Below are 13496 nucleotides of genomic sequence, written 5' to 3' on the forward strand. Positions count from 1 at the left end.
CGAAGCGATGTCTGGAATTGTAGACCAACTGCTGGACAATGCCTATTCTTCATCGTTGATTTATGTTGCCGTGACAGTTATGGCGCTGGTATTGTTTTTGACCATTTTTGAATGGGTCACGCGTTATAAATGCTGGGATGAAATTCGCAAGGGGAATGTTTCGGTCGCCATGGCGACGGGAGGCAAAATATTCGGCATCTGCAACATTTTCCGCTTTTCCGCAGGTGCCGGGGATTCCATTTACGAAAGCTTGCTGTGGGGAGCGTTTGGCTTCGTCATTTTGTTAATGGCTTATTTCCTATTTGAATTTTTAACGCCGGTGTTTCGCATAGACGAGGAAATTCGTAAGGATAACCGGGCTGTAGGATTAATCTCTATGATTATTTCTGTATCGGTATCCTATATCATCGGCGCTACGATTTAATAAACGGAGGAAACAGGCAATGAAATATTTATGGGGCTCGCTGGCTATATTGGCGGTTTTGTTTTTTGTGCTCGGCGTTTTATATTTAATGTAGCGTGCCTGGCGATAAAGCCGGGCCGGACTTGGGAAGGAGCTGCACAATGGAAAGAGAGCAGCAGGAGCGTACCGTGGACCTTTGTCCCTGGTGCGATTCCGAAATCGTATGGGATGAAGAAATCGGGCCGGAGGAGCATTGCCCCCATTGCAGCAATGAGCTTGGCGGTTATCGGACGCTGAGTTTAGGCGAGCAGGATGGCGATAAGGGCCAAGAGGAAGAGGCTATCGGCATTCGCGAGAAACAACCTGCATCGCATCATGAAGCCGACGCGGACTGGGAGGAAGAAGCGGGAGACGATACCGGCTGGGCTGGTGCGGGACGTTCCCAATCTTGGCTCAGAGCCGACGAGAAGGTGCAGCGCATTCTTGACGATCAAGAGGAAATGCCGGAATGCCCTTCGTGCCGCGAATTCATGCTTCATGGAGGGACAAGCCTGCTTGGAGCCGGTGCGTTTGAACCGGCCGTTCCGCCTTCGTTGAAAAAGGCGCTGCTTCCGGCAACCGTTAAGCTGCAGCTGTACGTATGTCCGAGCTGCCACGAGGTTTCGACCAAACTTGATTTTGCATCCCGCTCCCATATGGCCGAGGTGCTGGATCAAGAAGATTAATGGTAAATTTCCTAAGCCTGCGCAGCGTCGTTTGACGCCGTGCAGGTTTTTTAGTTGATTAAATGGACTTTTAGCTTATTCAAAAGCATCGTCCAATCGGTTGTATTAGCTCCGTTGATGCGAATGACTTTTCCATCGTATTGCTGCAGCTTTGCTACAAAGCTTTCACGGTTTCACAATCGTTCCTCCATCCCAATTGTTTCCTGCGGCATTCCTTTTCCCGTTTCTGGGCAACCTGTGCCGATGGAGGTGTCGCCTGTGAGAAGCGAACAAGCGCTCCGCCATCCTTCGCGGATGGGCGCGCTGCGCGGGCAGCCGCTGCTGCTGCTTGCCGTGCTTACGATGTTTAACAGCGCCAATGCGCTATCAGGAGTATTCATTCCAGTTTATCTGTTCAAAGCCCAACAATCCTACGTTTTAATCGGCTGGTACTCGCTGCTTCAGTACGCTGCTGGCGGACTTACCGTATGGATCGCTGGAGCATGGGTGAAAAAGAAGGGACTTGTTCATTCACTCCGCGCCGGTCTTGCGCTGTCGGGTATTTTTTATTTATGCGTACTGCTGCTTGGTATAAAAGCGGCCGCTTGGGCGGCGCCGCTGGGTCTGTTGAGCGGAATTGCGAGCGGCTTTTTTTGGCTGGCGTACAATGTGCTTTATTTTGAAATCACGGAAAAAGACAATCGGGACGCTTACAACGGGATGGCTGGAATGATGGCATCGGCCGTCGGCATGGCCGCTCCTTTTTTGTCAGGTCTTATTATTGGCATGAGCCGGGGCAATTCCGGGTACACGATTATTTTCAGCCTGTCGTTAGCCCTGTTTACGGCAGCAGCCTGGACCAGCGCTGGCATTCGCAAGCGAGCTCCGCAAGGCAGCTACAAATGGAGCTTTCCTGTGCAAGAACTGCGCGATTGCGGCAGCCCTTGGCGGGTATTTTCACCGGCGATCGTGCTGCAAGGCGTGCGGGACGGGGTGTTTTTATTTGTGCTTGGTTTGGCGGTGTATGCCGCAACCGGTGAGGAGCAAAAGGTGGGCACCTTTTACCTCGTTTCTTCACTTGCCGCGATGGCTGCATTTTGGATATGCGGCCGCTGGCTGAAGCCTTCCCGCCGCAAAACAGCAATGCTTGCCGGGACATTGTTGCTGGCGGGAGCCGTAGCTCCGCTGCTCGGGGGAATGAGCTATTTTAATCTCATGCTGCTTGGCATCGGCACCTCGTTATTTGCGCCGCTTTATATGATTCCGATGACTTCGTCGGTGTTTGATCTGATGGGACGCAACGATGAGGCGGTGAAAAACAGGGTCGAGCTGACAGTGCTGCGCGAGGCTGCGCTTACGCTGGGCCGTCTTGCCGGGACGGGGGCGTTTTTGTTTATCGCTGCGGGGACAGCCGCCGGAGAGCGAAGCTTTGCATGGCTGCTGCTTGCGCTAGGCTCAGCTCCGATTGCGGGCTGGTGGTGGATCCGAAACAAGCTTAACACCAAAACAAAAAACTGAACCTGGAAGGAATGGAAGCATTTACTTTCAAAAGTCCGTTGCTCTGGATCGGAGCGTTTCGGCTGAGGGAAGAGCGCCGGGCCATTTTTGCAGCTCATGCCAAGCGTTCAGCTTCCTGAGCTCCATGAATTCGCGGATGAAATCCGCCTCGCCGCTAAAAAGACTTTTGGTTGCGGAACGGCTTGTATCCAGCCGGACCGCTGCAGATAGTGAGCTAAAAAGCTCATCAATAACCGGACCGAGCCGCTCCTCCGTAAAAATCTCGTCGAGAAGCTGCTCCAGCAAAAGGGCATAATCCCGTTTTAAATCCGGAAATTGCAGCAGCCTGCGGGTTAACCCATTGTAACCTTGGATGCGCACCGTATCGGCTTTGCACGGCTTGCCGTAACAGTTGCGGCCCCATGTGCCTTCGTAGTCCCAGGGCAGAATGCCGTAAGTGCGATCATTGGCATTTTCATACAGGGCGTAATTTTGCTCAAAGCCGTCAAAATTCCCTGTCAGAACAACGCCGGCCAGCCAGCGGAAATAAGCGGGGATATCGATGTGCTCCTCAAGCAGCTCGCGAAGCTTATCGTCCCTCTGACGATGAATGCCGCGAATAAACGCGCAAAGCCGGGGCAGCGTATCGCCGTCGCCTTCCATAAATTCATACCCGTCTGAAAAATCCCGCTTGCGCCTGCCGGTATCGGAATGGGTAGCTTCAAAATTGGCGCTGTCATTAGCCGCATAGAGAAGCGATTGATAAGGAATGTCGCGCAGCGCGAAAAAACGCGAGTTTACAGCCTCGATTTCAAGATAGAGGCCCATTGGAGTGCCGTTGATATCGACCCAAACGTGCCTCGTGCGGGGGGCGGGAACGCCGATCTGTTCCATGAACCGGAATGACAAAGCGTTGCGGATCATTGAGGGATCGTCGGATTCTGCATTCAAATGCAGCACCAGGCCGCTATCGAGCCGAATTTCGTACGATTTTTTCGGATATTCTCTCGTATGGCCGCCGCGGTAGCGGATGCGCGCCCCGGTTGTCATTCCTCCGGCCGTCAACTGAATCGGCACGAATTTACGGCTCCATGCGTCTTTGGCCAGCTCAGCTTGGCTTCCGGCGCTTATGAGAATTGATCTGACCGGAAGTCCGGCTCTCATCGTATCCGCCCCCTATCCCTCTTCGCCAGGCGATTGCCTATGCGATACGATATTCCGCAAGGGCCCGGTTGGTTCGGAATTGCAGCGGTGCAAACGTCGGCGGCATCTCCCCATACGGGCCGAAGACAGGCCGCATACAATGCAGAACATGCAGATCAGGAGGCAAACGGCATTAAATCTCGATGCAGGAGATGCGCCGGTGTTCGGAGGGAGATTAACGTTGGAAGCGGGAAACAGCTGGTTTGGCAGGTCGGTCATGATTCAATTGGACGGATGGGAAATGGAAGCGACAGTGGAGGCGCGCTTGAAGGATATGCTTGTCGTAAGGGAGCGGGCGAAAGGCAGAATCGTTTACATTCCATGGCACCAGGTAAGAGGTGTAAAAGCATACCCGTCCGCTGATGGGGCAGCGATGGCGAGCGGCAGCGGTTTGGCTGAGGCACACAAGGCGGAAATAGTTCCGAACGGATACCGTGCAATGCTGCAAGGGGTAAAAGGCAGCTATTCCGAGGTCCGATTATCACGGCTGCATGTACTGCACGGGTATTTAGCTGGTGTCATGAATGACTTTTCGATATTTTGTACCCCGCTTCATGGCGCTGTGTTGATTCCGATGCATCATTTGCAGGCCTTATCTCCCTATTTTCCGGGGACGGCGCCTTACCGGCTTGGACAGGAGCAGTTTCCTCTTCGTCCGCTCACGCTTGGGCTCGCCCGTAATTTTGAGCAGCAGCTGGAAAGGCTTGAAGGCGAAATGGCCGTAATTTGCCGCGGCGGATTGCCGGATTGCTCCGGCGTTGTAGGACCGTCCAAGGATGGAATGATGACGATGACGGAGGCGGACGGACAGGAGATTCTGCTTCCCGTTTCCGCTATTCATGCGCTGTTTATTTGATGCTGGGGAGCTGAAAGCGCTTCTCCGCTTACATATTAGAGTCTGCCTTGGGCATCCTACCCTTTGGCAACTTAATCTCATTTCCAGGGAGGCACCATCCATGCTGCAGCCGATTTCCGGTAAAGAATTGGAGTACATTGCGGACTCTATGTCCAATGAAGATCTGTTAATGAAGCAATGCGCTTGTGCGGCCACGAGCATCAGCGATGCCGGCTTAAGCCAGCTGCTATCCAATATGGTTAAAACCCATCAGCAGAACTACACAACGCTGATGAATTCGCTCAACCAGCATCAGCAGCTTGCTCCGACGGCTCCACAAAACTAACCATACCGAATAGGAGGCTTAACCGATGAATCAGCAAAACGGAATGCAGCTGCCTAAACTTCCCGACGCAGACTGGGCATACACGGTGCTTTCTGATCTGAAACGTGTTGTGCGTGAATACGCGACAGCAGCTACGGAATCTACCTGCCCGGATGTGCGCAGCATGTTCACGGATTTGATGAACAGCAGCTTGAAGATGCAGGGCGATCTTTACAACGCAATGCAGTCGGCCAATATGTACGATACCTCTTCTCCGGTGCTCCGTCAGGAGATCCAGAAGCAAATCGGCACGTATACGCAGACGCAGCAGCAGACGCAGCAATTCATTCAGCAGCGGATGAGCGGTATGAATAGCGGACAGGCGCAGCCGTTTATGGGGCAAAACCAGCAGCAACCGCAATCGCCGATGTACAACTAAACGACAGAACAGGGCCGGATGCCTGCATCCGGCTTTTTGTGCTTACATAGATCATTGTTTAATTTTGATAGGGGAGCAGACTCTTTTTTGCGGGATTTAAGGGAGAGCGGCGATGGAATCCCGCTGCCCGGCCCGCAGGACGCGGAGAAGCGCGGCCTTTCCCGATTTCGCTTTCCAAACAACTTGTTTACGTTGTAAAATGTTCTTTATACCGCTTCAGGAAGGGAGTTATAACGACGATGGATGATAAGAAACTCAAGGTGCTCGAACTGCTGAAGGAAGACGCGCGCAGGAGCCCGCAACTGATCGCAACAATGCTCGGACAACCGCAGAATGAGGTGGAGCAAGCGATCGCGGAGCTGGAACAGGAGCACGTCATCGTCAAATACGCGCCCGTAATTAACTGGAGCAAAGTAGACGACCAGAAGGTAACCGCGTTAATTGAGGTTCAAATTACACCGGAACGGGGACGCGGCTTTGAGGGCATTGCTGAGCGAATTTACCTGTATCCGGAAGTAAAGAGCGTTTATTTGATGTCCGGAGCCTACGATTTGCTCGTTGAAGTGGAAGGACGCACGCTCAACGAGGTCGCCAATTTTGTATCCAGCAAGCTTTCTCCGATCGACTCCGTGCTGTCGACAAAAACCTTCTTCATTTTGAAGAAATATAAGCAGGACGGCATTATCCTGGAAGAAAAAGAAGGCGATCAGCGGCTGCTGGTTACGCCATAATGTGGGTGAGCCGACATGAGTCTATCTAAGGAATTTACTGTGCGCAGCATGTCCGATTATTTGTCCCCGCAGGTGCGGGCGATTAAACCTTCCGGCATCCGCCGGTTTTTCGATCTGGCCAGCAGCCGCAAGGATGTCATTACGCTCGGCGTGGGCGAGCCGGACTTTGTCACCCCTTGGCATGTAAGAGACGCCTGCGTGGCGGCGCTGGAGGCGGGCAAAACCCAATATACGTCGAACGCAGGAACGCCGGAGCTGCGCGGCGCAATCGGGCAGTATTTGAGCGACAGCTTTGATATTGATTATGATCCCGGCAAAGAGATTCTCGTAACGGTAGGGGGCAGCGAAGCGATCGACCTGGCGCTCCGCGTACTCATTACGCCAGGAGACGAGATTCTGATTCCCGAACCGAGTTATATTTCCTATTCTCCCATTACAGCGCTGTCGGGAGGAGTACCCGTCGGCATCGAGACGTTTGCGCGCGATGCTTTCAAGCTGAAGCCGGAATCGCTGAAAGCAGCGATTACGCCGCGTTCCAAAGTGCTCGTGCTGAGCTACCCAAGCAATCCGACCGGCGGCATTATGACGCGCGAGGACTGGCTGCCGATCGCCAAAATCGTCGAGGAAAACGATCTGATCGTCATTTCCGACGAGATTTACGCCGAGCTTACGTATGGTACCAAACATGTCAGCTTTGCCTCGATGCCGGGCATGAAGGACCGCACCATTCTCGTCAGTGGTTTTTCCAAGGCGTTTGCGATGACCGGATGGCGGATCGGATACGCTTGCGGCCATCATGAGCTCATATCGGCCATGCTCAAAATTCATCAATACACCGTTATGTGCGCGTCCAATATGGCTCAAGTTGCTGCATACGAAGCGCTCACGAACGGCATCGATGAGATGCATCGCATGATGGATTCTTACAACCAGCGGCGCAGGCTCGTCGTAAGCGGATTGCGGGAAGTCGGGCTGGAATGCCACGAGCCGCAGGGAGCATTTTATGCGTTCCCGTCTATTGCAGGCACGGGACTGAGCTCGGAGGAGTTCGCCGAGCGGCTCGTTCAGGAACACGGCGTTGCGGCAGTGCCGGGCAATGTGTTCGGTCTTGGCGGCGAAGGGCATCTGAGATGCTCCTACGCGACGTCCGTTTCCCAGTTAACCGAAGCTATGGAACGTATAGGAGCATTTGTTCATAAGCTAAAAAAATGAAGAAATTGTATAAAGATCCCTGTAACACGGTAGGCAATATAGGTTTCATTTGGTATAATGAATGTGACTTTCCAGTAATTAATTATTTATTTTCCGCTACAGTGCACTTAACAATGTTTCTGCAGCCGAGATGGACCGGGAGGGATGCCGTATGACGACAGGGATGAAGACCAATGTTGTTGATGAAGCGGAGCCCAAGTCAGTATCGGCAGTCAGCTGGACCCCTTTCCTGCAAGGTCTGGCGGAGGAGATCGACGCCCTTCGCAAAGAGATGGAGCAGACCTTTGAGCAAGGATCGGGTTTTCAGTCGGAGCTTCTTCTTTCGATGAGCCAGAAGCTGGATATTAAAATTAACGAGTTTTTGCATCACCGCTTAACCTAGCAGTTTCTCGCTGCCGCTAGAGCAAGCGGATAGGATGATGAAGAGAACGGCTTCTCCCGCAGCTGCCTTTGGCAGCCGTCCGGGCGGAGCCGTTTTCTATGTTCTGGCAGAGATAATATCAGAAAGCGAATATGGTATAATTGAGTCTCTAGTTAAGATAGACGGGATGTGACGGATGATGAAGCTGTATACGCGAACTGGCGATGCCGGTCAGACCTCTCTCATCGGCGGTCGTGTCGGCAAGGACGATGCGCAGGTCGAGGCTTACGGTACAATAGATGAACTAAACGCTTTTACGGGAGCTGCCCGGGCTGCAGCTCTTGCCGATCCGTCCGCTGCGGAGCTTGCTCCGATGCTGGAAGAGATTCAGCATGAGCTGTTCGACTGCGGCTCCGACCTCAGTTATGCCGATCCCCGGCCGGAACAGCTCAAGGTGAGCGAGGTTATGGTGCAGCGGCTGGAGGGCTGGATCGACGAGATGGACGGAGAAGCGCCGCCGATCAAACGGTTTATTTTGCCGGGAGGAACTGCGCTTGCTTCTTCACTGCATCTTTGCCGGACGATTTGCCGCCGTGCGGAGCGCCGGACGGTGACTCTTGGCGCGCTAAAGGAGATTAATCCGGCTGTGCTGCGGTATTTGAACCGGTTGTCCGATTTTTATTTTGCCGCTTCGCGGGCTGCGAATGCCAGAGCGGGACAACCGGATACGGAATACGTGCGGGGAGCGGATGTTTTTCGTGGCGACCGCTAAAACCGATCCAAGGTATGTGCAAGGAACCGTGCCGCCCCTTGGCTACTATGAACCGATTGCGGTGACTGCCGGCGAGCTGGAGCATGGCTGGCGGCTGTCCAAGCTGCTGGAGCGCCGTCTCGGCGTTTCGCGCAAGCTGCTCTCGCGGCTCAAGCTTACGGATAAAGGGCTAATGATTAACGGGGTGCGGGCGTATTCCGGAGACCCTGTTTCGGCTGGCGATATTTGCGAAATTCGCATGGAGCAGGAGCGCTCCGACGATATTTTGGCGCAGCCGCTGCCGCTTGAGATTGTATTTGAGGACAAGTGGCTGCTGCTTGCCCATAAACCGTCTGGCATGGTCGTGCATCCGACCCATGGGCATTATACGGGCACGCTTGCCAACGCGATTGTGCATCATTGGCAGCAGCAGGGCGAAAACGTGCGTTTCCGGCCCGTCCATCGGCTGGACGAGGACACGTCGGGCCTTGTGCTGATCGCCAAAAATCCGTACGTCCATCAGCAGCTGTCGGAGCAGCATAGCGACGGCCGCATTCGCAAAGGGTATTTGGCGTTTGCATACGGCGCCCCAGTCATCCCGTCCGGACGGGTGGACGCTCCAATTGACCGCGACCCGGATGCGCCGCATTACCGGATCGTGACGCCAGTTGGTTACCCTTCCGCAACGCTGTACGAGACGGCGGATGTTTACGGCGGTGGAGGCGCCTGCAAGCTCAGGCTGAGGCTGGAAACCGGCCGGACGCATCAGATTCGTGTCCATATGGGCTGGATCGGCTGTTCGTTGATCGGGGACCGGATGTACGGCCCAGCAGCAAACGGCTCCGGCCGCGAGGACTGGGAGCGCGCAGCCGGACGGCAGGCGCTGCATGCCGAGCGGCTCAGCTTCCAGCATCCGATGACGGGCGAGGAAATGAGCTTTTCGGCTCCTCTTCCGCCCGACCTGGCGGCGCTGGAGACGCTTTTGCGCGGGGAGTAGGATTTAACAGTTGAAAATGGAGCGAAGCCAAAGGCTGAGCCCGTAGAAGCGCCAGCGTTCGCCTTTGAAGTCGGATTTCTACCTTTCTGAGAGAATAAATTGAGGGAAATCTGAGTTCAACAGCGATCGTAGGGCCGGGCTTTGGCGCAGCGAATTAATTTTCAATGGCTTAATAGCATTTACGACACAAAGGAAGTGGACGCAGTTGAGCAAGCCGCTAACCATATATGAATACAGCAAATGCGGGACCTGCCGCAAAGCGATTAAAGATTTGGAAGGGATGGGACGCGAGCTTAACCGCATCCCGGTGTTTGAAGAGCCGCCGTCTGTGGAGCATCTGCGCGAGCTGCTGGAGCAAAGCGGTCTTCCGCTCAAAAAGTTCTTTAACACCTCGGGCGAGGTGTACAAGGAAATGAACCTGAAGGACAAACTTACTGACATGAGCGAGCAGGAGCAGCTGGAGCTGCTTGCCTCCAACGGCAGGCTGCTCAAGCGGCCGATCGTCTCGGACGGCAGCGCAGCGACCATTGGTTACAAGCCGGAGGAATACGGGAAGGTATGGCATGGCTGACCGTTTAGGAGCGGACAAGCTGGCCAGGCTCGGTTCTTCTATTTTCGCCGAGGTGGCGGAGTGGCGGGACAAAGCGTCCGCTGCCGGTTTGGATGTCATTGATTTGAGCATCGGCAGTCCGGATTTGCCGCCAAGCGAACGGGTTATGCGGGCTCTTAGCGAGGCGGCTTTGCGCCCGGGTTCTTATCGCTATCCGTCTTCACATGGCAGCGATATGTTTCGCCGCAAGGCAGCGGAGTGGATGAGCTTTCGCTTCGGGGCCGACATCGATCCCCATCATGAGCTGGCTACGCTCATGGGCTCTCAGGACGGCCTTGCCCATCTCGCGCTTGCACTGTGCAATCCCGGCGACAATGCGATTGTGCCGGACCCGGGTTATCCCGTTTATGCAGCGGCGCTTGCCGTTGCCGGAGTTGAGCCGGTCTACATGAAGCTGCGCCCGGAAAACGGCTTTTTGCCGGACCCGGACAGCCTGCCGGACGAAGTCTGGGACGAGGCCCGTTTTGTGCTATTGGGACTGCCGGGCAATCCCGTCGGCGCCGCTTCCAGCCGCGAGCTTCTAGTCCGCTTGCTCGATAAATGCCGCAAGCATAACACGCTGCTTGTCCATGATCTGGCCTACTCGGAAATGGGCTATGACGGGTACCGTCCCGAAAGTGTGCTTGCTCTTCCCGGAGCGAAGGGCATCGCGGTAGAGTTCCATTCGATGTCCAAAAGCTTTCATATGGCCGGATGCCGAATCGGCTACATCGCCGGCAATGCGGAAGCAGTTGGGGCACTGCGCAGCCTGAAAGCCAACATTGATTACGGCGTGTTCGGAGCCGTTCAGGAGGCGGCTGTCGCGGCGCTGACGGAAGCGATGGAGCCCGGTTATTCCGGCTTCGGGAGCATATACGAAAGCAGAAGGAATGCTTTTGTGCAGGCGCTCGGCGAAGCGGGCTGGCCGGTGTCCGCACCGGCGGCTGCCATGTTCCTCTGGGCGCCGGTGCCGCAGCCGCAGCAGGGAGAACGCTGCAGCAGCCGTTCCTTCGCGGAGCGGCTGCTGGCCGCTACGGGCGTGGCGGTTGTGCCGGGCGATGCATTTGGCAGCGAAGGCGAAGGCTATGTGCGAATTGCAATCGTTGAGGAGCAGGACAGGCTTGTTGAAGCGGCAGAGCGGATTGCCCGCTGGCTGCCTGCATTTTGGAGAGGAGAGGGATAGGGATGGATCTGTTTACCTGGAACGAGGAGGAGAAACGCCCGCAGCCGGCTGGAGAGGCGGAGCTGCCGGAGCGTTCTCGTCTGCTGCTCGTGGATGGCATGGCTATTCTTTTCCGCGCCTATTTTGCGACTGCATATGGCGGCAGCGTTCGGCGCACCAGCTCCGGCTTGCCGGTTAACGCCGTGCATGGCTTTGTCCGTTATTTCATGGATGCCGTCCGCAAGTTTCAGCCGACGCATGTCGCTTGCTGCTGGGATCTGGGAAGCGGCACATTCCGCACGGAGGAGTTTTCGCTTTACAAGGCTAACCGTCCCGACGCGCCGGACGATTTGATTCCGCAGTTTGATCTGGTCAAGGAGGTTGTGGCCAGCTTTGGCGTGCCCAATATTGGAGCTCCGGGTTATGAGGCCGATGACTGCATCGGCACGCTGGCGCGGCTGCACGGCCAGGAGCATGAGGTGTATGTGCTGACCGGGGATCATGATCTGCTTCAGCTGGTAGATGAGCGGATTTCGGTCGTCATTATGAAAAAAGGCCACGGCAACTATATGGTTTATACGCCGGAAAGCCTGATGGAGGAGCGCGGGTTGACGCCGCCGCAGATCATTGACGTCAAGGGCCTGATGGGCGACGCGAGCGACAACTATCCCGGCGTAAAAGGGATCGGGGAAAAAACCGCTATGAAGCTCGTTCAGGAATACGGCTCCGTCGAAGGCATTTTGGCGAATCTGGACGCCCTGTCCAAGTCGGTCCGCGCCAAGATTGAAGCTGATCTCGACATGCTGCATCTCTCGCGAAGATTGGCGACGATCAACTGCGAAACGCCGGTGCTGCTGGCGATGCATGAATGCTGCTGGGCAGTGGACCGCCATGCCGTGGAGCGCAAATTCGAGGAGCTGGAGTTCCGCAGCCTGATGAGTTTGATTAGCTGATTAAAGTTGAACAAGTGTGACTATTCCCCAATTCCACCACTTTTCGTCACGAAAACAAGATAAATAACGTAAACGGCCCATCCAAGGTTCATTGGATAGAGGCCGTTTTTTGGTTGTAGAGGCCTTGACATTAATCTTGCAGTTACCTTCAAAATCCGATGTTCATAGTCGTCTCAAATTTTGAGAAGTACTCCGTCAAGATTGAAAAACGAATATTTGCCTATCAAATTATGTATCCCCTTTCTCAAAATTTGAGATGCAGCACATCAAAAAAATAAAGGCGAATTCTTAAGAGAATTGAATTAAATCATCGTTAATCTGCCGGCACCGAGCAGCATAAAAAGGAAAAGCGACTCAGGGTATCTGATGAAAATAAAGTGTTAGACTAGGAAAATAAAGTTCTAGACTGGCAGCGGCGGCGTTAAGCTAGCGGGCAGGTTACTTTGAATAATCTGGAAGGATATTTAGGGAATGTCCCGAATTCTAATTTGTAAATAGGACACAAATGGAGAGCATTCTTCAATGAATATGGACGAAAAATTATTTAACTATTACCTTGAACTTAAAAGTCCTGAAGCTGGCGAATGGAACTCATCCCCACAATGCATACATACAGAATTGATAACAAGGGATTACGTAAGAAGAACATTTACAGTTACTGATGGAATTCAGGTTTGTAATGTTGGGATTGGAACAGGAGATTGGGATGATTACCTCGGATATTGGCTAAAAGGCAAAGGAAACATAACAAGTATTGATATTAACAACGAAATTTGCGAAATATTCGCTTATAGACAACAACGGGAAGGTCATCCTAATCCTTCTAAAGTGTTGTGTAAAAGTATTTTCGATTCTGACTTACCTAAAGAAAAATTTGATATTGTTACCTTAATAGGCTCTGCGATCAACGAGACTGGTGACTTAGAGAGGTGTTTAGATTCGTGTTTTAGTTTATTAAATACCAGTGGATACCTTATGTTTATGGCTAACTTAAAATACTCTTCGTTAGAGTTGTTAGAAGAATACCTGAAACAAACGAATTATCAGTTAGAACAAAAGAATTTGTACGAAGCTTTTCCTGAGTACCCTTTCTTCATTTGTAAAATCAAAAAATAATTACGCTAACTGGGAGACGTTAGCTGAAACCCTTGAAAGAGGTGAAATATTGCGTAAACCGTTTATTGCATTTATCCTGATTTTTGCTGTCCTAGTATCTGTAATCGTGTATTTAAAATCTGAATTTATAAATAATTACTCACCATCAATTGAAGAGGCTGCTAAAAGTGCCAATATTACATTAGATGTAATTTATGACTTGCAGATAACTTAAAATC

The 13496-nt window shown here is 53.1% G+C and carries 16 protein-coding genes; 15 read left to right on the plus strand and 1 reads right to left on the minus strand.

Translation table 11 applies throughout. From position 1 onward, the window contains the following. The first annotated feature begins 7 nt into the window (after positions 1-7). The 3 genes from M3223_RS05490 (at position 8) to M3223_RS05500 (ending at position 2625) form a co-directional block, all read left to right on the plus strand. Positions 8-424, plus strand: coding sequence for a DUF350 domain-containing protein (locus M3223_RS05490; RefSeq protein WP_251559868.1), 417 nt, complete (start codon positions 8-10; stop codon positions 422-424). A 140-nt stretch (positions 425-564) separates the two neighbouring features. Beyond that, positions 565-1128 carry a hypothetical protein gene (locus M3223_RS05495; protein WP_251559870.1) on the plus strand — a complete coding sequence of 188 codons (564 nt, stop codon included), beginning with the start codon at positions 565-567 and terminating at the stop codon, positions 1126-1128. A gap of 258 nt (positions 1129-1386) precedes the next feature. Beyond that, positions 1387-2625, plus strand: a complete 1239-nt coding sequence (locus M3223_RS05500) for an MFS transporter (protein ID WP_251559872.1) — start codon at positions 1387-1389, stop codon at positions 2623-2625. A gap of 27 nt (positions 2626-2652) precedes the next feature. On the opposite strand, the gene M3223_RS05505 is transcribed toward M3223_RS05500, so the two are convergent. Then, positions 2653-3768 carry a CotH kinase family protein gene (locus M3223_RS05505; RefSeq protein WP_251559874.1) on the minus strand — a complete coding sequence of 372 codons (1116 nt, stop codon included), beginning with the start codon at positions 3766-3768 and terminating at the stop codon, positions 2653-2655. 220 nt (positions 3769-3988) lie between these two features. Between M3223_RS05505 and M3223_RS05510 the strand changes: the two genes are divergently transcribed. The 12 genes from M3223_RS05510 to M3223_RS05565 all read left to right on the plus strand — a co-directional run bounded on the left by M3223_RS05510 (position 3989) and on the right by M3223_RS05565 (position 13278). Then, positions 3989-4663: a hypothetical protein gene (locus M3223_RS05510; RefSeq protein ID WP_251559876.1), complete on the plus strand. Its 675-nt coding sequence runs from the start codon at positions 3989-3991 to the stop codon at positions 4661-4663. A 100-nt stretch (positions 4664-4763) separates the two neighbouring features. After that, on the plus strand, positions 4764-4988 hold the full coding sequence (locus M3223_RS05515; protein WP_251559878.1) for a hypothetical protein: 225 nt from the start codon (positions 4764-4766) through the stop codon (positions 4986-4988). Between the two features lie 25 nt (positions 4989-5013). Continuing rightward, positions 5014-5406: a spore coat protein gene (locus tag M3223_RS05520; RefSeq protein ID WP_251559880.1), complete on the plus strand. Its 393-nt coding sequence runs from the start codon at positions 5014-5016 to the stop codon at positions 5404-5406. Positions 5407-5636: 230 nt separating this feature from the next. Then, positions 5637-6137 (plus strand): Lrp/AsnC family transcriptional regulator, encoded by a 501-nt coding sequence (locus tag M3223_RS05525; RefSeq protein WP_251560984.1) that lies wholly within the window; start codon positions 5637-5639, stop codon positions 6135-6137. Positions 6138-6152: 15 nt separating this feature from the next. Further along, positions 6153-7349: an aminotransferase class I/II-fold pyridoxal phosphate-dependent enzyme gene (locus M3223_RS05530; RefSeq protein WP_285891156.1), complete on the plus strand. Its 1197-nt coding sequence runs from the start codon at positions 6153-6155 to the stop codon at positions 7347-7349. Positions 7350-7500: 151 nt separating this feature from the next. After that, positions 7501-7731, plus strand: coding sequence for an aspartyl-phosphate phosphatase Spo0E family protein (locus tag M3223_RS05535; protein WP_251559883.1), 231 nt, complete (start codon positions 7501-7503; stop codon positions 7729-7731). A gap of 178 nt (positions 7732-7909) precedes the next feature. Next, on the plus strand, positions 7910-8482 hold the full coding sequence (locus M3223_RS05540; protein WP_251560986.1) for a cob(I)yrinic acid a,c-diamide adenosyltransferase: 573 nt from the start codon (positions 7910-7912) through the stop codon (positions 8480-8482). Further along, a complete protein-coding gene (locus M3223_RS05545) occupies positions 8469-9458 on the plus strand; it encodes an RluA family pseudouridine synthase (protein ID WP_251559885.1) in 990 nt (329 codons plus the stop codon). The genes M3223_RS05540 and M3223_RS05545 overlap by 14 nt, the downstream gene beginning before the upstream one ends. A gap of 205 nt (positions 9459-9663) precedes the next feature. Further along, on the plus strand, positions 9664-10029 hold the full coding sequence (locus M3223_RS05550; protein WP_251559887.1) for an arsenate reductase family protein: 366 nt from the start codon (positions 9664-9666) through the stop codon (positions 10027-10029). After that, positions 10022-11230, plus strand: coding sequence for an aminotransferase class I/II-fold pyridoxal phosphate-dependent enzyme (locus tag M3223_RS05555; RefSeq protein WP_251559889.1), 1209 nt, complete (start codon positions 10022-10024; stop codon positions 11228-11230). The genes M3223_RS05550 and M3223_RS05555 overlap by 8 nt, the downstream gene beginning before the upstream one ends. A gap of 2 nt (positions 11231-11232) precedes the next feature. Next, the gene (locus M3223_RS05560) at positions 11233-12162 is read left to right on the plus strand and encodes a 5'-3' exonuclease (protein ID WP_285891157.1); all 930 of its coding nucleotides are present in this window, start codon (positions 11233-11235) and stop codon (positions 12160-12162) included. Between the two features lie 522 nt (positions 12163-12684). Then, positions 12685-13278 (plus strand): class I SAM-dependent methyltransferase, encoded by a 594-nt coding sequence (locus M3223_RS05565; protein WP_251559892.1) that lies wholly within the window; start codon positions 12685-12687, stop codon positions 13276-13278. The last annotated feature ends 218 nt before the right edge of the window (positions 13279-13496 follow it).

The organism is Paenibacillus pasadenensis, from assembly GCF_023715725.1.
GTDB lineage: Bacteria > Bacillota > Bacilli > Paenibacillales > Paenibacillaceae > Paenibacillus_O > Paenibacillus_O pasadenensis_A.

Excerpts from the sequence above, each read along its gene's own strand:
- M3223_RS05495 (WP_251559870.1), top strand. The coding sequence starts at position 565 with ATGGAAAGAGAGCAGCAGGAGCGTACCGTGGACCTTTGTCCCTGGTGC.
- M3223_RS05540 (WP_251560986.1), top strand. The coding sequence starts at position 7,910 with ATGAAGCTGTATACGCGAACTGGCGATGCCGGTCAGACCTCTCTCATC.
- M3223_RS05505 (WP_251559874.1), bottom strand. The coding sequence starts at position 3,768 with ATGAGAGCCGGACTTCCGGTCAGATCAATTCTCATAAGCGCCGGAAGC.
- M3223_RS05530 (WP_285891156.1), top strand. The coding sequence starts at position 6,153 with ATGAGTCTATCTAAGGAATTTACTGTGCGCAGCATGTCCGATTATTTG.
- M3223_RS05520 (WP_251559880.1), top strand. The coding sequence starts at position 5,014 with ATGAATCAGCAAAACGGAATGCAGCTGCCTAAACTTCCCGACGCAGAC.
- M3223_RS05535 (WP_251559883.1), top strand. The coding sequence starts at position 7,501 with ATGACGACAGGGATGAAGACCAATGTTGTTGATGAAGCGGAGCCCAAG.
- M3223_RS05490 (WP_251559868.1), top strand. The coding sequence starts at position 8 with ATGTCTGGAATTGTAGACCAACTGCTGGACAATGCCTATTCTTCATCG.
- M3223_RS05565 (WP_251559892.1), top strand. The coding sequence starts at position 12,685 with ATGAATATGGACGAAAAATTATTTAACTATTACCTTGAACTTAAAAGT.
- M3223_RS05515 (WP_251559878.1), top strand. The coding sequence starts at position 4,764 with ATGCTGCAGCCGATTTCCGGTAAAGAATTGGAGTACATTGCGGACTCT.
- M3223_RS05555 (WP_251559889.1), top strand. The coding sequence starts at position 10,022 with ATGGCTGACCGTTTAGGAGCGGACAAGCTGGCCAGGCTCGGTTCTTCT.
- M3223_RS05560 (WP_285891157.1), top strand. The coding sequence starts at position 11,233 with ATGGATCTGTTTACCTGGAACGAGGAGGAGAAACGCCCGCAGCCGGCT.